The organism is Pirellulaceae bacterium, from assembly GCA_029243025.1.
In the GTDB taxonomy this organism is placed as follows: domain Bacteria; phylum Planctomycetota; class Planctomycetia; order Pirellulales; family Pirellulaceae.
Genome location: JAQWSU010000056.1, coordinates 188,972 through 212,832, shown reverse-complemented (window position 1 = coordinate 212,832; position 23,861 = coordinate 188,972). Strand labels below are relative to the sequence as shown.

Genomic DNA, 23,861 nt, shown 5'->3' with positions numbered 1-23,861 from the left:
ACTGAAACTGTGATCCTCTGATTATGATTGGTTTTAGTGGGCAAGCTGCTTGGAAGCAAGTTGGGCGGACGATTCGTCGACGTTGTCTCAAATCAGCTTGGCCCCCAAATCGAAGTTGCCATCGCCTGAGTGCAGCGCCAGAGAGCGATTGACCGAGTGATTACCGAGTGATTACCGAGTGATTGTCGAGGTCGCTGCGTTTCGTTGCAAAACTTGATGAGTAGACGGAATCGCCGTCTAGGAATATCTATGACTAATCAACTGAAAATGACGAACGCCGTATTGGCCTTTCGTGGTTATAACGTCAAGAATCTCGGCCGAAGCGCTGAAATGCTCAGCGACCCGGCTTATGGGCCAACGGTCCGAAGTGTCCTGGCTGAAGCTTCGGCTGTCTGCGCCGACGTCGTGGGTCGACCGATTGATCTGGCCGGCCGGATCGAGCGCGAGGAGGAGACGACTTTAGCTACCTACGACGAAGCGATCGCGATGATCGTGGCGATGGAGGTGGCTCAATTGCGATTGTTATCCTCGTTTCATGGTGTCGACCATCAAGAGGCACGTGTTTCCATCGGGTTCAGTCTGGGAGAAATTGCTGCTTTAGTTGCTGGAGGTGTTTACGAAATGCGAGACGCCCTTCGAATTCCATTGGCTATGGCTGCTGACTGTGCCGACTTGGCGAAAGATGTTTCGATGGGTGTGCTCTTTTCACGTGGTGAATCGATCTCCGTTGAGCGAGTGGATGAGGTTTGCTTGAAATTGAATGCCGAAGGGAAAGGCGTGTTGGGCGTTTCTGCGTGGTTGTCACCCAACTCGCTGCTCGTGATGGGAACCGACGATACAGTGGAACGACTGAAGCAGCATTTGAGCGAGATCCTTCCTCAACGGATTTACCTGCGAATGAACGAACACCATTGGCCTCCCCTGCACACGCCAATCGTTTGGGAAAGGAACATTACGGATCGAGCTTCCGTCATGTTACACACGTTGCCAGGTGGTTTTCGCGCACCTAAGCCTCCGGTGCTTTCCATGGTTACGGGAAAACAGTCGTATCACCCATTTAATTCTCGTGAAATCATTTCAAGCTGGATTGATCACACTCAGCAGCTTTGGGACGTGGTTTACGAGTTGCTGTCGATGGGGATTGAACTTGTCGTGCACGTAGGTCCACACCCGAATATTCTGCCGGCGACATTTGATCGATTAGCGGCCAATGTTGAGGCGCAGACGCGAGGCAGTCGGAGAATGCGCGCGTTATCGGCGGTGATCGGACGTCCGTGGCTGCAAAACTTATTGCCTCGACGAGCTGCTCTCTTGCGAGCTCCGTTGGTCCTGCACGTGACGTTGGAAGACTGGCTGCTTGAGAACAGTCCTGGAGCCACAAGTCAGAAATCGCGTTGATGTTTGTCGCTTCCTATCCAATCGACATTTGATCGACAGCCGGCTGGTGGGTGATCTTGATCGGACTGCCAAAAGCGTCTACGAGTACGCCGAGGCTGTCAGGAGATAAAAACAATCGCCCGCATGCCGCTTTGCGACCAAGCCGACCGTTCAGCCGGCAGCTTGTCACAGGTCAGAAGCGGATCAGGCAGTTTTTTTTCGATTGCTCAAGCTGTTGCCAACTCAGGGTTTTGAGAAGAGATCTTTCATTCGTTGAATCTGCTCCAAATCGATTCCTTCCGGGGCTGTCTCGAAGAACCAGTTGAGGTCTTCCAAAGCCGCTTGTTTGCGACCCGTTTCTTGTCTCAGTACGGCACGGACTCCGCGATGAGATGGATTTGTCGGATCGACAGTTACGGTCGCTTCGATATACCTCAGCATTGCTTCACGATCTCCGTCTCGCTGTGCAATACCTTGTAGGTTATTTAGCATTCGCAAAATGATTTCTGTTTCGGTGTAAGCATCGAGATATTCGGTTCGGAACGGTACGTCGTTGCCAAGCGAGGCGATTTTTCGAGCGTCCGCTGGGCTTAATTTTCGCCCGCCATCAAATACATCAATCAACTGAGAATCACCCTCCATCGGGAGATGGCGGACAACAAAATGCCCCGGCAGGCCAACGCCCTCGATCGTTAATCCCAGTCGCCGCCCCATTTCTAGGTAAAGCAATGAGAGCGTGATCGGTAGTCCTTCGCGATCGTCCAATACGCGATCAAAATAGCTGTTCGCCGCATGATAGTAGTGGGTTCGGCTGCCATGGAAGCCATTCTGTTTGAAGAGAAACTGATTGAGTTTGTCGATTTTGTTTGCCGGAGTCATCTTATCTGTAAGCTCGGTCAGCAGTTGTGCTGTTAACTCCTTAAACTCGTTTTCATATGTTTTTACGTCGAGATCACGATTGTCTAAACGAGAAATAAGGAGAGCGGCACGGATCAAGTTGGTCGGTCCTTCCGCGTCGAGAGCTTGACGTAGTTGTTTGCACACGCGGAACACGTGTACGTCATTGGCAATCTGTTTCAAACGTTGTAATTGCTGCTCGAGCTCCGTGGTCTTTTGTTGAAGCACCATCAGGCTGGCTTCAGTGTCTTCACTCAACTGATCAATTTGTTGAGTCGGGATGGACGAGCTGATATCGATTTTATCGATTTGTTGTTGTCGCTGTTGTTGACGCTGTTGCGAGATTTGCTTTGGTTCGATCGTTTCAAGTAATTCGAATTGCTTAAAGGTGGCGCCCGTTTGTCGGAATTTGACCAAGCCGACTTTTCCACGTCTTATTTGACTGCCGCGTCTTTCAATGACTTGTTGATCATTGACAAAGCATCGCAAGATGTCGTCCTCGACGCGGATTTTGAAATGATTCCATTCGCCGGGCCGATAATGTTCCGTTTCAATCTCCTCTAGGACCTGCCAGGTATAGACCGTCGGGCCGTCAAATCGTGTTAATCTTAAGCGAGCACCCGAAGGATAGAAGCCATAATGACGTTGCTTTCCGTCTGATCCGAAAGCCAAGCCTGCCGCGCCAGATTCGTCATCCAGTCGGACAAACGCAGCCACCTCGTAATGCTCAGCCGGCAATTCTCGGTTGGCCAAGCAGAGGGAACGGCCTCCGAAGCTGTCGCCTGCCTCTGCCACCACAATGCGTCCTGCACGCTTTTGCCAGTTTGCGCCAAACAGCGTCTTCCAATCTTTCGGGTTAAGCGCACCGATCGTGATCCAACGTTCGATTGGGACCGGGTTGGGTGAATTCAGTAGCGCCTTCAGGTCAGAGACGCGAATCGCGAAGCCGAGATTGGCGGTCACTGCCGATTTCATGGTCACAATTCCGACGACTTCTTTTTGTAAATTTAGCAGGGGGCCACCACTGTTTCCGGGCTCAATCGGAATGGCCAGTTGGATCATCTCTCTTTCGTCAACCTCTCGTGTTCCCGAGACGATGCCGTTCACGACGCTATGACGTAGTCCCATCGGGTTTCCCAAGGCGACGACAGGAGTTCCTTGAGGTACCGCGTCAGCGATTGATAAGGAGAGCGGTTGCAGATCGTCAGCCGCCACTCGAATGATGGCCAGGTCGAATTGGCGGTCCGAAGCGTATATCTCGGTGGCGGTCAATTGGCGCCCGTTGTGAAAACGCACTTTGACGGGTCTCGCTTCTCCAATTACATGAAGATTCGTCGCAATCAAACCGTCGCTTGAGATAACGAAGCCGGTTCCCATGCCCGCCTTTCTCCCATCCCGTCCCACGACGGTGATGGTGACCACCGAGTCGCGAGTCTGATTGACGAGCTGATTGATTGTCGTGTCGGTCTGGGCGTTTGAGTTGCCATCCTCCTGTTCCGCCTGGACCAGCGTGGGAAAGGTGGTCAACAACAGTAGAATCTGAAGATTACGAAACACAGTGGGTTCCCTTATGCAGGTTGCCGCGAGCCTTTTTGCTCCGCCGCCTGAAATGTGACCGATATCTATCTTTCTACTCGTTATTGGCGGCCAAGGCGAATATGATGACGGTGGATGCGTCCCAATTGTCGCTACAAGAAACCCCGTTTAATGATTTGGTTGAGGAGAAATGGACAAGTGAGCGCGCGATTTAAACGATTGGCAGACAAAAACCGTTCTTCTTTTGTGATTGGGAACGTGATTTCACTCGCAATTCTTCTGGGCGCTCTGAATTTCACGGCAGTCGCTTTTGCAGAGCCGGATTTGAAGTTTGAACGCACGCGTTTGGACGGGCAATTTCGCAGTGAAGGCGTCGCGGTTGGGGACCTGAATCAAGATGGTTTAAATGATATTGTTGCCGGTTTTGTCTGGTACGAAGCGCCGGACTGGAAAATGCACTCGCTGGTGGCAGAAGCTCCCCAATACCAACCGAAAGGCTATGCGAATTCGTTTGTCAACATGACGCATGATGTGAACGGTGATGGTTGGATCGATGTCATGATCGTTGATTTTCCAGGTACGCCTACTTGGTGGTTCGAAAATCCTAAGGGACGGAAGGGGGCTTGGGAACGCCATCAAATTACGCCCGTGTCAAATAATGAAAGTCCCCAATTTCTCGATTTGGACGGAGATGGCAAACGAGAGTGGGTAATGGGCGTGGCGCCAAGCACCCCGACTTCCGATGGACCCGAACGGTTTCTCGCGTTCTTGAAAGCAAAATCAGATCCGAAGGCGGATTGGACGATCCATCGTATTTCACGAAATGCCGCGCCGGGAACGAAAAAGTATGATCACGGACTCGGTATCGGCGATGTGAACTCCGATGGACGACTTGATGTTGTCGTGCCAGCGGGCTGGTGGGAAGCCCCCGAGGATCGAATGGATGCCACGTGGGATTTTCATGCGGCTCCCTTTGGCAAAGCTGCTTCTCAGATGTATGTCTATGATGTCGACGGTGATGGTGACAACGATCTGCTCAGTAGTAGTGCTCACAACTTCGGTATCTGGTGGCATGAACAGACGAAGCCCAACGAATGGAAGACACACGAAATTGATGCGAGTTTTTCCCAGACCCACGGGCTTTGTTTGGCCGATATGGACGGTGACGGTCTGAAAGATTTTGTGACAGGAAAACGCTGGTGGGCGCATGGAGGTAACGATCCTGGAGGCGACCAGCCGGCTGTCTTTTACTGGTATCGGCTCACACGTGAAAACGGTAAACCAAAGTGGACCCCCCATCTGTTCGATCGCGACAGCGGACCTGGAACTCAATTCGAGGTTGTCGACGTGGATAAGGATGGGTTGCTTGATGTCGTCTCTTCCAACAAAAAAGGTGTTCATTATTTCAAGCAGGTTCGCGGAGAGTAAGAATCGACTCCAGATGCAAGCTGGATCACATCGGTAGATGCAAACGATCGGCATCGGGACAAGATGCGTCCTTCCACCGAATGGAACAGTTGGAAAACTTCTGCGAGTTACGATCGGTTTCCAGCCTCCATGACAACGGTCGGGTGAGGCCCGGATCGAGTGGTTTTTGTTTACCGAGACGCGTGAAGCTCTCGCCTGTGAAGTTTGGATGGGATCCGCCGAGGATTTCGATTGGGAGCAATTTGTCGGATCGCAATTTCCCGTCTCAATCATCGTGGGGATGATTGTTGGCGGCTGGTTGTGGAACCAATCGACTGTTGCAATCGACTGTTGCAATCGACTGGGCAGCTTAGTCACCGCCGCCCATGTCGTCGTTAAGCGCGTTCAAGATCAGTTCGTTTTCACACGTCTCGTGTGATCGCAGATGCTTGTTGAATAATTGGTAACGTTGGGCGACATCATCAACGCCGATGATTCGGGACTCTTGATACAAAAGACTTTCAGCATCGTCGACCAGATCGCAGATTTCGGAAAAGAGAGCTACATGTTGGCTGCGTAAAATATCGGCTTGGACGCTGAGTCGAGGTGCGACGTTGACGGCATCGTTAAAATATCCAAAGAATTCTTCCAGGGCAAAGTGCGTCGCTAATTGATCTCGAAGGCGGCCTAAGAGTTCTGCCAAGATGGCTGGTTGGACTGGCCGATGCATCGGCTGCGCGAGAGCCTGATTTAAGGCGATCAGTAATTCACGGAGGTGGATGTTATCTTCCTTCAAGTCGTGCAAGAAGGCTGCATTGACCGTGATGGTTCTCGTTCGCGTGAGCATGACAAGCTCCCTTTCAAAATATCCAGTCGTCTGTGAAAATTATGGGGCCTAAATCATCAACTTGAGAATCAGGGATACACTTGCAATGAACTGGGGGAACCCCTGACCTCATTTGTGGGGGAAAGCGCCACGGCGGTTTTTTTCGCCTGTCGAGGCGAGATCGGCTGGCAGGAGATGAGGAAATCAACATCAGGCAATAATCGGGATTGGTTTGTCCGTAATCCGGATCGGCCGATTTTGCACCACCGTGTTTTCGCTTGACAAAGGGGCGGTTATGGATTTGCCGGAGGCAAACTATCGCGAACTTTTCGATCTTGCTGCGGTGATGATTCTTTCGATTGATCCCGTGTCGGAAAAAATCACCGCTTGCAATCAGCAGGTTGTGCGCTCCTTGGGCTACGACCAGCAGGAGTTGTTAGGGAGGGAAGTTGCCGACTTTTGTGTCGGTGAATCGGCCCGATTGATAAAACAGAACTTTCGGGAACTCATGGAAGGGCAGGGTTTTATTGAGCATGATTTGCGAGTGCAATGCAAAGATCAGACGATCGTTGATGTGCGGCAACGAGCTTCTGCGGTTCGCAACGCACGCGGTGATCTGACTTATGTAAATTGCACCTGGCTCAATATCTCGCAACGCAAGCAGGCGGAACGGGAACTGAATGAGAGTCGTCATCAATTTCAATCGATTTTGGATCACGCGTCCGCCATCATTTGTATTAAAGATTTAGCGGGTCGTTATCTGCTGATCAATCGTCGTTTTGAGGAGTTGTTCAACCTGACGCTGGCGCGTGTTCAAGGGGAGACGGATTTCGAACTCTTTCCGGAGCAAATTGCACGCAATTTCCGAGAAAATGATCGGCAAGTAGTGGAGCAAAACTGTCCGATCACCTTTGAGGAAACCGTTCTACATGGCGATGAGGTTCGAACCTACATTTCGCTAAAGTTTCCGCTCATGAACGAATTGGGACGCCCGTATGCCATTGCTGGAATTGCGACAGATATCACGTTGCGAAAGCAGGTCGAGGCAGCCTTATCTGAGAGCGAGGAACGATTTCGGCAGCTGGCTGAGAATATTCCTGATTGTTTCTGGGTGACCGAAGTGGATAGTTTTAAATCGTTGTATGTGAGTATTGCTTACGAACGGATTTGGGGGCGACCCAGGGCGCAGTTGTACGAAAATCCGAATCTCTGGTTCGAAGCGATTCATGAGGCCGATCGTGCACGTGTACAACGAGAATTTCTCCAATCTACCAAGGGCGGCACCTATGATGTTGAATATCGCGTGGTGCGACCTGATGGAAGAGTTTGCTGGGTCCACGATCATGGCGTCCCGATTCTAGATCAAGATCAGCAGGTGTTCCGCGTTGTTGGAATCGCACAGGATATTACCGAACGCAAGATGCTTGAAAAACAGGTTGCGGACGTTGGTGCGCGTGAACAGCAACGAATTGGGCATGAAATACATGACGAATTAGGCCAGCAATTGACGGGTTTGAGTTTCTTGGCCAAAAGTCTCGAGCGACGACTCGCTGATCAAGAGTTGCCTGAGGTTGCCGATGCAGGGGCGATTGCAGAGGGGATCCAGAGTTCGATTCGCGAGGTGAGGAGGCTTGTGCGAGGTTTCGCTCCGGTCGATTTGGATGAGCATGGATTGATGGTGGCTTTAGAACAGTTGACGGAACAAACATTTCATCGATCAGGAATCGTCTGTCGCTTTACCGCCGCTTTTGAAGTGCGGATTCCGGACAATTCCATCGCCACCCAGCTGTATCGGATTGCTCAAGAAGCCGTCAATAATGCCGTCAAACACTCTGGAGCCGGGCGGATTGATGTGTCATTAATTGGCCACGAAGGTATGATTTTGCTGCGAGTTCATGATACTGGCAGCGGGATCTCCCACGACACTCGTCGCCAGACCAGCATGGGGCTTGCGATCATGCGTTACCGAGCGAATGTGATCGGCGCGGATCTCGAGGTGAAGTCGTCGTCTCGTTTTGGTACTGAGATTGCGTGTGTGGTGCGCCTAACTCCCGATGAGGGTTCCGCGAAAAGTGGCAACTGAGAAGCAAAAGCGTCGAATTATGCTGGTGGATGACCACCCTCTCGTCCGGCACGGGTTGAGTCAATTGATCAATGTCGAATCTGATCTTGTTGTCTGCGCGGAAGCTGCTAGCGGTGAGGATGCCCTATCCGTCGTGGGGGAAATTCGGCCTGACCTGATGGTGATCGATATTGGCTTGAAGGGCATAAACGGTGTCGAACTCATCAAACGGATCCGAGCCCGACAACCAGAAGTCAAAATGCTGGTTTCATCGATGCATGACGAAACGCTCTACGCCGAACGTGCACTCCGCGCCGGTGCCCGAGGCTATGTCAACAAGGAGGAAGCTCCCGAAAACGTCATTGAGGCGATAAGGCAGGTGCTTGACGGGAATGTTTTCTTGAGCGCTGCAATGAAAGATCGTTTGTTGAATGACCTGATCGATGGTGGCGATTCAAGTCAACAGTCCCCCGTTGAAACTCTTTCGGATCGAGAGTTGGAGGTCTTCACCTTGATCGGTCGAGGACTCACGACCCGCGAAGTTGCCAATCGGCTGCATCTGAGTGTCAAGACGATCGAAACCCACCGTGATCACATTCGGGCAAAAATGAAGATTTCCAGTTCTGCAGAGTTGATGCGGCATGCTGTACAATGGGTGTTGGAGAACGCTTGATCGCTCGCGGACGGACACGAGGCGTTAAACCGTTCGGCCGGTGCCACGGCCGGTGCCACGGCAGCTGGTTGGCTGTCGGATTCTGAACGCATTCGAGTCTTCTGCAAACGAACTCGATTTCTGAAAACAAAGCCTGGTGTCGCGACATCCGTGCAGCGCGACGAATCACGTTGATGCATGAGGTGGAATTGGACGGGTAACGTTGATCCGTGCCCCGATTCCGAGGAGGTGAGAGCTTGAGTGTCCTGATGGAGATCAGGACAGGTGACTAGCTGAGCTTCAAGGCGAGTGCTTCTAGCAGGTTTTCATAGGTCGCCGTTTCGGCTGTCAATGTGATTTGCCGTGTGGTTTCTGAAAGAACGTCCAGGCTGATGGTGAGTTTGTCCACTGGCATCGCCTCGGCAAAACGATCCGCCCATTCAACGATGGTCAGGCCAGGTCGCTGCAGGTATTCATCGAATCCAATTTCGTGTAACTCATCTTCATCGGCAATGCGATACATGTCGAAGTGGAAAATCGGACGACGCCCGGTGTATTCATTGCAGAGAGTGAAAGTAGGGCTTACCACGGTTTCAGCGGGAACGCCATACGCTTCGGCGATCGCTTTGACCAACCGTGTTTTGCCGGCGCCGAGTGTTCCGCACAGACCAATCATTGCCGTGACGGGTAATTGATCGGTCAAGTTCGCGCCTAATTGGGACGTGTCGGCTTCATTATTGGCGAGGTAACAAAATGATTGCATGACGCTGTTCGTGGTTGCGAGTAGAGGTCTAGTGGAGATAGCCCTTGGGTTGGAGCGGTTGTCGGATGCCTTGTTCGTCACGGTGCCAGAGTCCCGTCTCTGCGATCACGGTGCCAATTTGGGTGACCGATATCGCAAGCGGTTGGGCTGCTGTGACTCGCTGGGCTTGTTTTGTATCCAGGGTGAACAGGAGCTCAAAATCCTCTCCGTCGGCTAAGGCATGACTCAGACTGGAATTTTCCGTTTGTCGACTAAGTTGAACGGCTGACTCAGAGATTGGAATCCTGTCGAGCACTAATTCCGCGCCGACTCGACTGGCCTCGCAAAGCCGAGAAAGATCAAGAGTCAATCCGTCACTGATGTCCATTCCAGCGTGCAGGCCGTAGGTTTGATGCAGGAGGGAAGCTTCGCTGACACGCGGTTCAAAGTCGAGGTGGTGACCAAGGCGGCTGCCGCCGAGTTGACCGGTCACCATGATTGCGTCCCCGACCTGGGCTCGACTACGAGTTAACGCTCCCGCCTCGGTCGGTATTCCTGTTGCCGTAATCGAAATTGCCAACGCGCCGTGCCAACGATTTGTATCGCCACCTGCGATCGCCAGATCGTATCGTTCCGCCAAGGCAAGCATGCCTTCGTAGATTTCCTGAATCATTTGCAGGGTTGTTTCATGCGGCAAGAGCAGGGAGACAAAGGCAGCCTGAGGAGTGACCGCCATCGCGGCCAAATCACTCAGGTTAACCGCCAGGGCCTTGTGACCGATGCGCCGAAAATCGGTGTCTTTCATTTCAAAGTGGACACCATCGCATAGCAAATCCGAGGTGATCACGCAGTCACCCGCGACTGGAAGCAAGGCAGCATCGTCGCTCAAGCCCAAGGGAGTCGTCGGTTGGGTTGCAAGACGCTGGCGGAGCCAGGCAACAAACTCTGCTTCCATTTTCCACATCTGCTCGCGCGAAGGATCGAAAGCTTCATTATGGTCAGGCTGGCACCCGGTTCACAAGGCACCCGGATGATCCCTTTTAACGGCGATGCGTAACAGGCAGATGGCCGAAGAGTGTCTCGTTGCCACGCATGATGAAGAACTTGACTGACTGATTCTTGCTGACGTTGGGCTGTTTGAGGATGTATGCCAAATCGGCAGCAGATGATGTTTCCCACTTGTGCAAACCAACCAGGATATCCCCCGAACGTACGCCTTGGCGAGCGGCTGGACTTGCGGCACGTACCGTCACAATTCGCAGTCCGCCTTTGAATTGGTCCGAGCTACTGTGGAAATCCTTGGCTGGGATTTCCGTTAATTGCATGCCAAATGTGCTCCAAGCCGTGTCGAATACCGACGTGGCTGACTGGAGCTTTTGACGCTTGGAACTGGAAACACTCGCCAATGTCAGCTGCATTGGAATCTCCGTGCCCTGACGTTGAACCAGGACTGATGTCTCTTGGCCTACACGCATGCCGATCAACGCCCGCTCTAGATCCAAGGCTCTCGCAATCTTGATGTTGTTCACCCTTGAAATCACGTCGCCGGGGCGAATGCCGGCCGTGGCGGCCGGACTGCTTTGTTGAATCCTCGCGGCGACCAATCCTTGGTTTCGCTCCGGCCCCTTGCGGTCGGTAATCACCCCATGCCAAATGCCGGCTCGTTCTTTGCTCAATAACTGAGCCGCGACTTCCATCGCTTTGTCGACGGGAATGGCAAATCCAATGCCCTGAGCGCCGACACGCACCGCTACATTGATACCGATCATTTCGCCATCCACGTTGAGTAGCGGACCGCCCGAGTTGCCCGGATTGATACTAGCGTCCGTTTGAATCAAGTCATAGTACTTCTGTTCGTCGTTGACTTTGACGGTCCGATGCAAGGCGCTGACGATTCCGCGAGTCACGGTCTGTTCGTAACCGTAAGCATTGCCCACCGCGATCACCTCTTCACCGGTCATCAAATCTTGTGAATTGCCAATGTTGATCAGATCGAGCTTGTCGCGAGTTGGAATCTTGATGATCGCTAAATCGGTGAACGGATCGTGGGCGACTAAACGAGCGACATACGCTTTGCCATTGTCCAAATTGACCTTGATTTCGCCGACGCTCTCAACCACGTGATGGTTGGTCACGATGTAGCCACGTCCATCGATGATCACACCTGTACCCATGCCATTGACGCGACGACTACCCGCGTTGCGGTATTGGTCGTTGGAAATCGTCTTTTGGCCATGGATGCTTACGACGGCCGGTCGCGCTTGGGCAACGGCTCGGACAATTGCCGATCGTCGTAGCGATGATGCACTGCTGAGATTGCTCGATATCGCAACAAAAATCAACGCAAAGGCGAGTTTTTGGAGACAGCTTGCTGGGCATTGCCTAGTTGGTCGGGAGTGCTTCATCGTGTGCTTTGGCAATCGTTGGAAGGAGGCTGCGGTGGAGCTGCAGAGGGGATTCCGAACGCTCTCCGCGGTAGGGGCTGATCTTGTTATTCGGATATTCCGTTTCCACCGCTCCAACTCCGGAGCCTGGCGCCGTACAGTTGACCCAAATTGAACATCGCACGCAGCCAGAGTTCTAAGATCTGCTTGACTGACAGACGGTTCGGGCCGATGGATTGGCCCGAATCGCGGCTTATTCTGCCGTTTCACGCCGAGTTGATGTGCTAGCTTTCGCCTGCGGCTCCGGATTCCGATTGGCAAATGCTAGCTGAAACAACTGGAGAAAAAGGAAAATGCCCAGCGGGGCGAAGAGAATGAGTGGCCATAATTTCCATAAAAAGCTGTCTCGTATTGGAAGCTGAAGCCCCTCCACGATACCGGCGATCAATAACATCGTCATCACCCAAAGCAGGAGGCCGCAGCCACCCGCCGCCATCATCCCCTTGAACGTTTCACGCTCGGTCACCATCTCGTTATGTAACTCGATGGTGCGTCCGCGGCGGGCACTCCGTTCGACTGCCTCTTCCAATTCGAGGGCACGGCAGACAGGTTCCCAGTTATTCGTTCCTGACGACGATTTCTCAATTTCTTGCGTGACGACTTTGAGGAGTTGAGCCGGAGGAGATCCGCTTTCTGCTTGTTGTTTTACGCCATCTAGCAGGAGCTCGAAGTCAAAGCTTCTCTCCGGCATGATCAGCGAGGCTGTTTGCTGAGAGCCGATGACCGTCAATTTTGCTCCTGCTGCTTGGCTGATCGGGCCAATTGACCAGCGAGCGAGCCGATCCGAGTCTCCCGTTAGGTGCACGCCAAGGTTTGCCAGGGCATTGTCGTCGTCCGATCCACCCATGGCAGCCAGACGACTGACATTTACGAGCAAATCGCGAAGGACGCAGGCATCGCGTGAAAACGCGTGCAGGACGCTACTACGATCGCGATGGTTGGCCTGTCTTTCCCAAACTAACTGCTCGATTTTTCCCAGCGGCGAAGATTCTGCCCCGTTTACGATCTGGCGCAACCGTTGGTAGTCGGGATGGTAAAGGACCGGGTGATAGGGAATCATCAAGCATTCACTATCTTGGCGAATCATTTCCAATTCAAAACCAACAATCATTTGACAGCTGGGCGGGATGATGATCAGCGGCGATGGGCCCTGCACAAGTTTTCGCAGCTGTTCATCTCGCTGCTCAGCTTGTCGGGTTTGTTCGGGGCGAGCTGCAACACAGACCATGTCCGCGACGCTGCCGGTCAGCAGCGCTTCCCAGCTTTCGTCGGTGTTCACGGCCATGGGGGCGATGGCTGCGAGCTCCTCTCGACCTGCTCCGGGATCAAAGCAGGCAACAACCGTATGCTCTGTTGTCGCCATTACGTAACGAATCAATTCGCGTAAATCGTGGTCGTAGCCCAGTGTGGCGATCTTCATGCTGGCAGTTCCGCAACGGTGTCGGTTCGCGACTTTGAGTGGCAGGTGTGACCGGGCAGAAATTGATCAAGAGGGCGTGGTCACCCCTTTGAGTATAGTGGCTGTTCGATCAACGACGAGGTGCCCGATGCGAGGATTTAGATCCTGAACGGCAAAAAGCGATGGGGATTAGCCAAGGCACGCGTTTCACGGACGGTTTTTTCCGCGTTATACTAAGGGGCCGCTGCCGCGTGTTTCGAGTCTACGTTGATTGACTGTTGGATCGGCTCAGTAGACACAGCGGCAGCTGCCCTGGAATTCAATCGGCACGTTCATTAAGGAGCGACAACGTTGCAGCGATTCTCTCACGCCTGCTTGCCTGCCCGCCTTCCGAGTCACACGTTCGGGGCGATTGTGGTCCACCGATTCTGGCTCAGCTTGATGGGTGAGTTTTGCTTTGGACTCATGCTGACGAGTGGATGGTTTTTGGCCTTTCCTACACGGGGGCTGGCGGAACCGAAGGTTAACTTTGATCGCCAGATTCAGCCTCTGTTTGCTGAAAAGTGTCTGGCCTGTCATGGAAGTGACAAGGATGAGGCAGGCCTGCGACTGCACCGTCAGCAGGATGCGGTTTCCGAGTTGACTTCGGGAGCCTTCGCGATCGTTCCAGGGGCTCCTGATCAGAGTACGCTCTTGGATCGTGTGAGCCATCTGGATGCTGAGCTTCGCATGCCGCCAGAGGGTGAGCGGTTGTCGAAAGATCAAGTCGCCTTGTTGACTCGATGGATCAAACAAGGCGCCGGATATGAACAACATTGGTCCTATCGCCCCTTGCAGGTGAAAACTGAAGGGTCCTTGGAAGAACTCCAGTCGGCTGGCTGGGTGCGAAACCGAATCGATCAGTATGTGTTGTCGAGACTGAATCAGAATTCGCTTTTGCCCTCGGAGTCTGCGAGTCGCGCGGTGCTGATTAAACGACTCCACTATGACCTGATCGGCCTACCTGCTTCGATGCAAGAGGTCGATGCTTTCATCCACGATTCCGCGCCGAATGCTTACGGTCGGCTCGTTGATCGTTTATTAGCCTCACCCCATTTCGGGGAACGGTGGGGGCGACATTGGTTGGATATGGCTCGATATGCCGACTCGGATGGATATGAAAAGGACAAAGCGCGCCCCAACGCTTGGCGATATCGGGATTGGGTCTTGGATGCAATCAACCGAGATTTGTCATTCGACCAATTTACTGTTGAGCAGATTGCCGGCGATTTGTTGAGTGATGCAACGCAACAACAACGGATGGCAACGGCCTTTCATCGCCAAACTCTCACCAACACCGAGGGGGGGACGAATCCCGAGCAGTGGAGAGTCGCTGCTGTGATGGATCGAACGGAGACGGTGGGAGCGATTTGGCTGGGGTTGACCGTCGGTTGTGCGAGGTGTCATTCCCACAAGTATGACGAATTGTCCCATCAAGAATATTACCAGTTGTATGCATTTTTTGATAACGCCGACGAGGTGAATGTTGACGTTACAAAAACAGGAAATGAACGACGTGAATTGGGCCTCGCTCGTATCAAACGTCAGCGGCAGGTCGAGGCTTTGCAGGCCAAAGTTGCTCAGCTTGAACAACAATTTCCTGTGAATGCAATGGCTTGGGAGGAAAGCTTGACGGCAAAGCAAATTGCCGAATTGCCAACTGAGCTTCGAGATGGCTTATCAAAAGCGGTCGCTGAACGGGATGAAAAACAACAACAGTTGATTGAATCGCACTATCAGAGGTCGAGTCAACCGCTGGTCGATGCGCGAGCCGAACTGAAAAAAATAGAATCACAATCGGTGCCGGCCGACACGGTTTCGATTCGAGCGATTGCAGATCGGAAAAAGAATCCTCGACAAACCCATCTTTTGCGGCGAGGGGAGTTCGAGCAACCGATGGAGGCGGTGGATCCGGCTTCCCTGGCGATCCTACCGACAATTCCTGCTGCCGATAATGCGGCGCCAAATCGACTCGATTTTGCGCATTGGTTGGTGAGTTCCGATAACCCGCTTGGTGCGCGCGTGCTTGTTAATCACATTTGGCAATATCTGTTTGGCCAAGGGATTGTTCCGACGTCAAACGATTTCGGCGTGCGAGGTGATCGTCCCAGTCATCCAAAATTGCTCGACTATCTAGCACAACGATTTATTGACTTGGGGTGGTCCCGCAAGGCGCTCGTCCGTGAGATCGTGATGTCAGCGACTTATCGACAGGCATCGGTGCATCGCCCCGAGATGGTTGATCGGGATCCACAAAATCGAATGCTCTATCGCCAGAATCGATTCCGAGTCGAAGCCGAAACTCTGAGAGATCTTACTTTATCCGTGGGTGGATTGTTGGACACCGCCATGGGGGGGCCGAGTGTTTTTCCGCCGATGCCACCCGAGGTTGCCGCAATCTCCTATGCCAACTCTTTTAAGTGGAAGACCAGTTTCGGAGGTGATCGATACCGGAGAGGACTCTACACGTTTTTCAAACGTACTGCTCCACATCCGACCTTGATCACGTTTGATTGTCCGGATGCTAACGTCACAAATGTTCGTCGCAATCGGTCGAACACACCTCTAGGGGCCCTGGCCCTGATGAACAATGTTGTTTTTGCGGAAGCCGCCAATGGGTTTGCTCGACGCGTGTTGGAGTATGCTGGTGACGATCGAGAACGCATGACACAAGCAATGAAGGTCTGCGTGGTTCGTAGACCGGAAGTTGTTGAGATTGATCCGTTGCTCGAACTTTTGGCAGCGAGTCGAGATCACTATCGGGGGCATCTCGAGGATGCGCGGAAACTCATTTTGTTGGAAGCGAGTGACATGGAATGGTCGGATGAGGAGGTTGTCGAACAAGCCTCTTGGGCCTCAACGCTACGAGCTGTGTTGAACTTAGACGAATTTATTACCCGCGAATGAATGTTTTATGAACCGTCCAATATCCGAACAGCGATTATTACAAAGTACTCGTCGTGAGTTTTTTAACTCAACCGCTTGCGGACTCGGGGCAGCTGCCTTGGGCAGCCTGTTGACGAATGAGGGCATGCTGGCCTCTGCCAATGCGGCGGATAATTCAGCTGTTTCCAGTCCAATCGAACTTCGTGTTGCTCACTTACCGGCAAGAGCAAAATCATGCATCTTTTTTTTCATGGCCGGTGCGCCTTCCCAAGTCGATTTATTCGATCCGAAACCTGTGCTGAATGAACGTCACGGTGAAAGCTTGCCCCAAGAGGTTTTGGACCAAGCCCGTTTCGCATTTATTCAACCGGATACTGCCACGTTGTTGGGGACGAAACGAAAGTTTCACAAGCACGGGCAATCAGGAATGGACTTCAGTGATGCACTTCCTCATTTGGCAGGCTGTGCCGATGATCTCTTAATGATCCGAAGTATGCATAGTCAGGAGTTTAATCATCACCCGGGGCAGTTGTTGATGCAGTGTGGTGTTTCCCGGTTCGGAATGCCCACGATGGGATCTTGGATGACTTATGGTCTGGGAAGTGAATCGGCTGATTTGCCGGGTTATGTCGTCCTGTCGTCGGGGCGCGGGTCGAGCGGCGGGGCGACACTTTATCAAAGTGGATTTCTACCCACTTCCTATGCTGGCGTGCTGTTTCGTAATTCAGGTGAGCCTGTTTTGAATCTGGCAAATCCTCCAGGTTTGCCAACTCGCTTGCAGGACCGCACGCTTAGCACGTTGCAAAAGCTCAACATGCGCCGGTATCAAGAAGTTCATGATCCCGAAATTGCCAGTCGAATTGCCAGTTATGAATTGGCCGGTCGGATGCAGATGGCCGCTCCTGACTTGATTGACCTGAGTCGCGAAACAAAGGCTACCCTGGAATCCTACGGGATTGGTCGATCCGATCCCGATTATTCTGCTCGCGGGGCTAGCGGCAAAAAAGATACTTACGATTCCTTCGCTCGCAATTGCTTGCTCGCTCGTCGGATGGTAGAGCGGGGAGTTCGTTTTGTGAACGTGATTCACGCCTCTTGGGACCATCATTCCAATCTGCCTCAAGAACTTGAATTTAATGCGGGCATGGCCGATCAGCCGATCGCGGCACTCATTCATGATCTTAAGCAACGCGGTATGTTGGATGACACGCTTGTTGTTTGGGGGAGTGAATTTGGACGAACACCGCTGGGTGAAAATCGTCAAGGAAGATCGTCAAATACCGGGAGAGATCATCATCCATTCGCATTCTCAATGTTTATGGCCGGCGGGGGATTTCAACGTGGAATGACCTACGGCGCGACGGATGAAATCGGCTGGAATGTGGTGGAAAAACCTGTGCATGTGAACGATTTTCACGCGACCTTGCTGCATGCTTTTGGTCTGGATCACTTGAAGCTGACCTATCGCTTTCAAGGACGTGATTTTCGCCTCACCGACGTGGGGGGGCGTGTAATCGAGGAATGGTTGGCTTAGAGGCAAGCGGAAATCGGACCGCTTCGCTTTGTTAAATTATTGCGAGGGATTCGTTTGCCCGAGGCAGAGCAGCTGACGGGATTTCGAATGCTGCCCTTTTACAGAGAGGATCTGTCGAAATCGAGCAATCCTTGTCAGCAACAGCTGAGCTGGAATTGCCGCTGCCGTCATGATATTCGCTGGTGTCCATGGCCCGAAGCAAGTATTCTATACAGTATTCCAATTTGCGTTGTTTTGCTCAGCGTGAACGGCCCATTTACCCTCGCCTTCCATCCCGCTAATCGCCCTCCGGATCGCCAATCACTGGTCCTGCCCAAAAGAGGAATATTTTATGAACACTCGCCAAAAGGATCGTCGTGACTTTTTGAAGAAATCAAGCGCAATCGCAGCTGCCAGCGGTGTTGTGCCTTTCTTTTCTTGGACGCCAAAAGCGTTTGCGAATCAAGACAAAAATGATCGACCACAGATCGGCTGTATTGGTGTAGGAAGCATGGGGACGGGAGATGCCCGACAACATGCTCGCTTTGGTGATGTGGTCGCCGTCTGTGACGTCGATTCTCGGCACGCCGATCGTGCGAAGAACGATGATCGCATCGGAAAGGGAAAGGCTGATTCTTACAAGGACTATCGCGAACTCCTTGACCGTGACGACGTGGAAGTTGTCAGCATCGTCACGCCAGATCATTGGCATGTCAAGATTGCCATCGAAGCCTTACAGGCAGGTAAACATGTCTTTGTTCAAAAGCCTTTGACGCTCACCCTAGAAGAGAATCAACTGATTCGCAACGCTTGCGATAAATACAAAGATCAGGTGTTCTTTATTGGAACTCAACAACGGAGCGACAGCAAACGATTCCTGCGGGCTGTGAACATGGTGCAGAAAGGACTGTTGGGTGACATTAAGAAAGTGACGGTGGGAATCAATGGTGGTCCGAAAGGCGGCCCCTTCGCGACATCAACACCGCCAGCCGAATTAGATTGGAATTTTTGGTTAGGACAGGCGCCGGTCGTTGATTACATCGACAAACGTTGTCATTACCAGTTTCGTTGGTGGTATGAATACTCGGGCGGTAAATTCACCGATTGGGGAGCCCATCACGTCGACATTGCAACGTGGGCGTTAGGCGAGGACCAGGCGGGATGCGGGCCGATTGAATTCGATGGGACAGATGCACATCATCCTGTTGCTTTCGAAGATGGACATCCAACTGTCGACGATTGCTATAACACCTCTCATGACTTTGCCGTGAATTGCAAGTTCGATAGTGGTGTGGATATGGTCATCACAAGCCGAGGAGACAATGGGGTCACCTTTGAAGGCACAAAAGGTCGTATTTTTGTTAATCGCGGCAAGATTGTCGGCGGTCCAGTTGACGAGAAATGGGACGAAGGCCAGTACACGGATGCGGATCTAACCAATTTGTACAAAGGCAAGCCGCCAGAAGGCCATAAGCAAAATTTTTATCGTTGCATCGCCGAAGGCGGATTGCCTGTATCGGACGTCTATACACACGTCCAGATGATGAACTCTTGCCATCTTGCGGCGATTGCCGCCCGACTTGGTCGGACAATTCAATGGGATCCAAAAGCGGAGAAGATTATCGGCGACGAACAGGCGGCTGGATTCTTTGCCAGAACGCAACGCGAAGGTTTTGAGATCCCAAGAGTAGGTTGAGGTGGTCGAATAGGATGCCTCCCGATCGTTTGCCGGATCGGGGGCGATCGTCATCCTCAATGACAGTTCATGCCCAACTGAAATGAGCTCGCGGATGGCTGCAGAGGCCGCAAGCCGAACGGTTTAGATGTGTTCGTAGCTGTCTAAGCAACTCTTGAATCCGAGTGATCTTCGGGAAAGACAGTTTGCTGATCAATCTGGCGGATTGTAGCCCCAGGGAATGTTTCGCCGCGCGTTTCACCAAGGAGCATACGCAGCAACTCAGTCAAACGGCCTGATTTCAAGGCTGGCCGGAAGACGTTGTGTGAACCCTTGGCGGTCAAATGGCAAAGGCGGCAACCTTTGATCCGATTCTGGATTTCTTGGGCTGCATTAAAGTCTCGCCGATTTTTCTCGTCGCAGGCGAGTAGGATTGTGGGAGTTTGCTGTGGGGTTCCAGCTCCTCGTTGCAAATAGGTTGTGAATTTCGGGTGGGACTGGAGTGAATCTGCTCCGACGGCGGTCATGTAACTGCATCCCATACGGATCCCAAAGCAAATCGATGCCAGTCCCCCGGCGCTCGTGCCGATGGTTTGAAGTCGATCGTAACCCAGTCGTTCGGTTTCAGCCTTCAGCCAGACGACCAATTCTCCGAAGCTAGGAGCCACATCAGCGATTCCCTCAGTGAAATGCTTGCGGCGCGAATCACTCAGCATTAAAAGATCATAGGATTGACCGAGATGGGCGAGGAATAGATAGGTTGGCAACATCAGTCGCATATGATTTCCAGCAAAACCGATCAACAACGTTCTTCCTCGTGGCCCCAGGTTGTTTTGTTGATAAAGACTTACATTGGCGGCAAGAGGCTTACGCGACCAGCGGTCGGATCGGTCGTGTTGAGTGTCCAATTCAATCTGCTGTTTCCACTTGCTCAATTGCCTTTGGATTCTTGGCGAAGTCATCGGAAATGAGACGGTGTCCCGTCTATCCGTTCGCCCTTGGAACCAACCCAGCCAACCTTTCTTGGCAGCGGGAATCTTATTTTTGTCCTCGATCGGCATGCGGAGAGTAGCAAGCAATTCACTCGCCGTGAAGTCATTTCTGAACGATTCAAACGCGATCCTTAAATCGTGAATTGACTGGCTCTTCAGCAGGTGCGATCGCGTCACAGTGGATTTGGCTTGGGAAAGGTTAGGATCAGCATCGCCAGCAGAGAGCAGATCTCGATCAATTTTTAAGGCGAGATCTTTGTCTCCAACACAAGCATTCGTAACGCGGGCACCGCGTTGGTCAATTTTTTCCGATAGGTTGCGGACGGTGGCACCGGAAAGAGTGGAATCGTCGTGAAGTTCAACGCCGAACACTTTTTGCACTGCCAATATCATTCTGAGCCAAGCAAGGGAGTCTCCTCCCAAAAGCTGGAATTCATCATTGATGGCTACCTGTTCAACATCGAGATGCAAGCTCCAGATGCTGGCGAGTCGTTGTTCGATCAGCTGCAGTCTGCCGTTGGGTGCGTTGTTTCCCTCCGTAGGATTTGCCTCGCACGATCTTGCATTCTTTGTTTTCTCAAATGCCAAATCAGCTAGTTCACGCCGTCTTACCTTGCCGATCGGACAACGAGGAAGCTCGTCCAAGAAAAGTACGATGGCCGGTGTCTTGAAAGCACTCAGCTGGTCTCGTACAAAATCGCGGATGTCACTTTCCATGATCTGACTTTGTTGCTCGGTAACAACAGCAATGCCCACATCCTCTCCGAGGGACGGATGGGGTATCGAGAATGCAGCGGCCTGGAGAACTTTGGGGAAGTCAAGAACTACATCTTCAACCTCTGCCGGTGATATTTTTTCACCACCGCGATTGATTAATTCCTTGATCCGACCTGTTAGAAAAAGAAAACCATCTTGGTCAAAATAGCCTTGGTCTCCGGTGTAGAACCACCCGTCACGAAATGCCTTGACGTTGGCTTCTGAATTGTTTTCGTAACCAGCGAACACATTATCGCCGCGTACGGCTACTTCTCCAACTTTTTCGACGGGCAGGGGCGATCCGGTGTTCCCCATCACTGCAACGTCACAACCAAACGGGAGACCCGTTGATCCTGTTTTTCGTCGCTGGGGCGGTAAGAGGTTGGTGGTAATTAACGGTGACGCTTCTGTCATCCCCAGAGTTTGAATTACAGGCACATCAAAAAGATCCTCTAATCGCCTCATGAGGTCGTCGGGTAATGGAGCGGCGACCGAACGCACGAGACGAAGTGAGCAATTGTGAAGTGGGAAATCACCATTGATCGAGCCGTGAACAACCAATTCGCGTAATGTCGTTGGAACCCCCTGGAACCAACTCGGACGATAACGTGCCAGCAACTCGAAAAATTGTTCTGCGTGAAAGCTGCCCCCGCAAATCACCTTTCCCCCACTCACCATCGGCGCTAATAGCAGGTCAACCAATCCGCCGACGTGGTACTGCTCCCACATGACGAGCCCCAGGTCGGAGCAGGTCAAATTCAATGAGTCTGCAACGCTTTTTGCTCCGATACACAAATTTTTATGGGTTAATGGAACCCATTTGGGCAGCCCGGTGGATCCCGAAGTCATTAGTACGACAGCCACGTCCTCGGGGTTGACGGAAGTTGGCAGATCGTGATTGGTGAGCGGAGGCGAGGCATCAGCGAAGGTGTAGCCATGCTCAGAATTAATCAACTCGATGCAAGCTAAACCTCGTTCTCGTGCAACTTCGGATGCGAGTGAATTCGCCGTTTTTGATGTGAGTAGATGGGTGACGCGAGAGACTTCAAAATAGTTTTGATACTCTTTTTTTCGATGTTGCGTTCCGAAGGGCAAGGCGGTGGCTGTGGAACAGCAAGCAAGCATTCCAACGGCAATGTCGAGACCGTTGGGCAAAACGACTGCAACACGACTGTCGGAATTGACGCCGACCTGACCAAGCCTGGCTGACAGCGCAAAAACTGTTTTTGCGAGTTCATCGTACGTGATGACGGAGCCTTCCGGACTTAAGACCGCGGCCTGATTTCCGAAACGATCGGCTTGCGCTCTGAGGACCTGGGGAATCGTATCACCAACTTGGCGGCGATAAGTTTGTTGTGTTCGCATGGCTCAAGCTGTTTTGAAGATCCGTGGTTGGAAGGTTGATTCTCTCTCTTGCGCGAGCGCTTGGAGTGTTTCTTCGTGATCGTTTTCCAGGTGAGTCTTGATTTGTATCTGCTCCGTGTGACTCAAGGAAATCCCGGCAGCCAATTTGGACAGGATTTCAATGTCGTAAAAACGAATCGTGTTACAAAGCACGAATAGCTCGTCAACCAAATCCGTGGTACCGGCGGGTGAGGTAATGTCACAGATATTGTCAGACCCGATGCGGACGGGTATTCCCGTTGCCAGCAAATCTAAAACGCGGGCGATCGAATTATGGGTGGGTGTCAATCGGGGGCGATGTTGTCGCATACTGATAGCTGCTGACGGGCAGCAGATGACACCCACATGATGACTCGCCAGATTGCTCAAAAGTCGAGCAAAGCGTGATTCTTCGTAGGATGCGGACGAAATCATATGGACAAACCAGATTAGCGCATCTTGCCCCTTAGCGAATGAGGGCAGATTGTTCATTGTCGTCATCACACTCAAGGCTCGCTCTGCACCGTTCTCTGACGATAAGTTTTTTTGATCAACATGCAAATGCAGAGGCTTGCCTAATTGAAAACTCAATTCGAACATTCGACGGCATGATTCTTCAAAGCCGATGTGGTCGGGATAATTTTCGTGATCATCTCGTTCGGGTAAGCCTGCGATGAAATCAGCAAGTTGGGCTGCTTCTTCTAGCAGTTTCCATCTTCCCGGTTCCGAATCCTTGAAGCCAAGTGGCGAATAAGCGGCCACGCGAAGATCGATATCTGCTTGATATTCGTTTTTGAGCGAAAGATAGACCTCCAGACCCACCAAGGCGACATTGTCCAACGTCACATCGACGAGAGTGTCTGCGCGGGTTGTTCCGCTATCGATCAATTCTTCGAGGTAAGCGCGCCCTCGGTTCATGAGTGACTGTGGGCTGTAGCATTCACTCGCATGAATCGATGGGATCAGCGCGTGTTTTGCTGACAGTGAGAGTGACGAATTTTCTCGACTACGTCCCACCTTTTGTAACATCCGCTTTGTCGCATCATGCGTTCCGGAACGATCTAGATGTAGATGGGCGTTGAAAAATCCACCCAACGCCGCAGCCTTTTCGCGGATCTGTTTGAAATAGCTCGAAGTGGACATTGCAAAACCTTGCCTGATGATGGTCTGCTATCAAGAAAGTGACATCGTGAGGCGGTGCCTTCACTTTAGGATGATTTGTCAAACTTTTTTGTCGTTGCCCCAATCGACTTTGCACATAGGTGATCATTAATC

The 23,861-nt window shown here is 52.1% G+C and carries 15 protein-coding genes; 7 read left to right on the top strand and 8 right to left on the bottom strand.

Features of this window, described 5'->3' with window-relative positions; all coding sequences use genetic code 11:
* Positions 1-249 precede the first annotated feature (249 nt).
* Positions 250-1,398 (top strand): hypothetical protein, encoded by a 1,149-nt coding sequence (locus tag P8N76_28200; GenBank protein ID MDG2385584.1) that lies wholly within the window; start codon positions 250-252, stop codon positions 1,396-1,398.
* Between the two features lie 222 nt (positions 1,399-1,620).
* Here P8N76_28200 and P8N76_28195 read toward each other — a convergent pair whose 3' ends face one another.
* Positions 1,621-3,831 (bottom strand): tetratricopeptide repeat protein, encoded by a 2,211-nt coding sequence (locus P8N76_28195; GenBank protein MDG2385583.1) that lies wholly within the window; start codon positions 3,829-3,831, stop codon positions 1,621-1,623.
* A 177-nt stretch (positions 3,832-4,008) separates the two neighbouring features.
* Between P8N76_28195 and P8N76_28190 the strand changes: the two genes are divergently transcribed.
* Positions 4,009-5,238 carry a VCBS repeat-containing protein gene (locus P8N76_28190; GenBank protein ID MDG2385582.1) on the top strand — a complete coding sequence of 410 codons (1,230 nt, stop codon included), beginning with the start codon at positions 4,009-4,011 and terminating at the stop codon, positions 5,236-5,238.
* A gap of 349 nt (positions 5,239-5,587) precedes the next feature.
* Here P8N76_28190 and P8N76_28185 read toward each other — a convergent pair whose 3' ends face one another.
* On the bottom strand, positions 5,588-6,064 hold the full coding sequence (locus P8N76_28185) for a hemerythrin domain-containing protein (protein MDG2385581.1): 477 nt from the start codon (positions 6,062-6,064) through the stop codon (positions 5,588-5,590).
* Positions 6,065-6,338: 274 nt separating this feature from the next.
* Here P8N76_28185 and P8N76_28180 point away from each other — a divergent pair, with 274 nt between their 5' ends.
* On the top strand, positions 6,339-8,126 hold the full coding sequence (locus P8N76_28180; protein MDG2385580.1) for a PAS domain S-box protein: 1,788 nt from the start codon (positions 6,339-6,341) through the stop codon (positions 8,124-8,126).
* Positions 8,116-8,778 (top strand): response regulator transcription factor, encoded by a 663-nt coding sequence (locus tag P8N76_28175; GenBank protein MDG2385579.1) that lies wholly within the window; start codon positions 8,116-8,118, stop codon positions 8,776-8,778. The genes P8N76_28180 and P8N76_28175 overlap by 11 nt, the downstream gene beginning before the upstream one ends.
* Positions 8,779-9,046: 268 nt before the next feature.
* Here the strand turns inward: P8N76_28175 and tsaE are convergent, their stop codons facing one another.
* The 4 genes from tsaE to P8N76_28155 all read right to left on the bottom strand — a co-directional run bounded on the left by tsaE (position 9,047) and on the right by P8N76_28155 (position 13,363).
* Positions 9,047-9,520: a tRNA (adenosine(37)-N6)-threonylcarbamoyltransferase complex ATPase subunit type 1 TsaE gene (gene tsaE / locus P8N76_28170; GenBank protein ID MDG2385578.1), complete on the bottom strand. Its 474-nt coding sequence runs from the start codon at positions 9,518-9,520 to the stop codon at positions 9,047-9,049.
* 28 nt (positions 9,521-9,548) lie between these two features.
* Positions 9,549-10,454, bottom strand: coding sequence for a thiamine-phosphate kinase (gene thiL, locus P8N76_28165; GenBank protein ID MDG2385577.1), 906 nt, complete (start codon positions 10,452-10,454; stop codon positions 9,549-9,551).
* Positions 10,455-10,539: 85 nt separating this feature from the next.
* Entirely contained in the window at positions 10,540-11,904 is a 1,365-nt protein-coding gene (locus P8N76_28160) for a trypsin-like peptidase domain-containing protein (GenBank protein ID MDG2385576.1), read from the bottom strand.
* 232 nt (positions 11,905-12,136) lie between these two features.
* The gene (locus P8N76_28155; GenBank protein MDG2385575.1) at positions 12,137-13,363 is read right to left on the bottom strand and encodes a hypothetical protein; all 1,227 of its coding nucleotides are present in this window, start codon (positions 13,361-13,363) and stop codon (positions 12,137-12,139) included.
* Between the two features lie 330 nt (positions 13,364-13,693).
* On the opposite strand from P8N76_28155, the gene P8N76_28150 reads away from it, so the two are divergent.
* The 3 genes from P8N76_28150 (at position 13,694) to P8N76_28140 (ending at position 19,476) form a co-directional block, all read left to right on the top strand.
* Positions 13,694-16,288 carry a PSD1 and planctomycete cytochrome C domain-containing protein gene (locus P8N76_28150; protein MDG2385574.1) on the top strand — a complete coding sequence of 865 codons (2,595 nt, stop codon included), beginning with the start codon at positions 13,694-13,696 and terminating at the stop codon, positions 16,286-16,288.
* Between the two features lie 7 nt (positions 16,289-16,295).
* Positions 16,296-17,801: a DUF1501 domain-containing protein gene (locus P8N76_28145; GenBank protein ID MDG2385573.1), complete on the top strand. Its 1,506-nt coding sequence runs from the start codon at positions 16,296-16,298 to the stop codon at positions 17,799-17,801.
* A gap of 331 nt (positions 17,802-18,132) precedes the next feature.
* On the top strand, positions 18,133-19,476 hold the full coding sequence (locus P8N76_28140; protein MDG2385572.1) for a Gfo/Idh/MocA family oxidoreductase: 1,344 nt from the start codon (positions 18,133-18,135) through the stop codon (positions 19,474-19,476).
* Between the two features lie 143 nt (positions 19,477-19,619).
* Here the strand turns inward: P8N76_28140 and P8N76_28135 are convergent, their stop codons facing one another.
* Together P8N76_28135 and P8N76_28130 are read right to left on the bottom strand one after the other, a co-directional pair.
* Positions 19,620-22,568, bottom strand: a complete 2,949-nt coding sequence (locus tag P8N76_28135) for a non-ribosomal peptide synthetase (GenBank protein ID MDG2385571.1) — start codon at positions 22,566-22,568, stop codon at positions 19,620-19,622.
* Positions 22,569-22,571: 3 nt separating this feature from the next.
* Entirely contained in the window at positions 22,572-23,729 is a 1,158-nt protein-coding gene (locus P8N76_28130; protein ID MDG2385570.1) for a hypothetical protein, read from the bottom strand.
* Positions 23,730-23,861 lie beyond the last annotated feature (132 nt).

Bases quoted from the DNA above. Each gene is read 5' to 3' on its own strand.
- P8N76_28200 (MDG2385584.1), top strand. From the start codon at position 250: ATGACTAATCAACTGAAAATGACGAACGCCGTATTGGCCTTTCGTGGT.
- P8N76_28185 (MDG2385581.1), bottom strand. From the start codon at position 6,064: ATGCTCACGCGAACGAGAACCATCACGGTCAATGCAGCCTTCTTGCAC.
- P8N76_28180 (MDG2385580.1), top strand. From the start codon at position 6,339: ATGGATTTGCCGGAGGCAAACTATCGCGAACTTTTCGATCTTGCTGCG.
- tsaE (MDG2385578.1), bottom strand. From the start codon at position 9,520: ATGCAATCATTTTGTTACCTCGCCAATAATGAAGCCGACACGTCCCAA.
- thiL (MDG2385577.1), bottom strand. From the start codon at position 10,454: ATGGAAGCAGAGTTTGTTGCCTGGCTCCGCCAGCGTCTTGCAACCCAA.
- P8N76_28160 (MDG2385576.1), bottom strand. From the start codon at position 11,904: ATGAAGCACTCCCGACCAACTAGGCAATGCCCAGCAAGCTGTCTCCAA.
- P8N76_28155 (MDG2385575.1), bottom strand. From the start codon at position 13,363: ATGAAGATCGCCACACTGGGCTACGACCACGATTTACGCGAATTGATT.
- P8N76_28145 (MDG2385573.1), top strand. From the start codon at position 16,296: ATGAACCGTCCAATATCCGAACAGCGATTATTACAAAGTACTCGTCGT.
- P8N76_28140 (MDG2385572.1), top strand. From the start codon at position 18,133: ATGAACACTCGCCAAAAGGATCGTCGTGACTTTTTGAAGAAATCAAGC.
- P8N76_28135 (MDG2385571.1), bottom strand. From the start codon at position 22,568: ATGCGAACACAACAAACTTATCGCCGCCAAGTTGGTGATACGATTCCC.
- P8N76_28130 (MDG2385570.1), bottom strand. From the start codon at position 23,729: ATGTCCACTTCGAGCTATTTCAAACAGATCCGCGAAAAGGCTGCGGCG.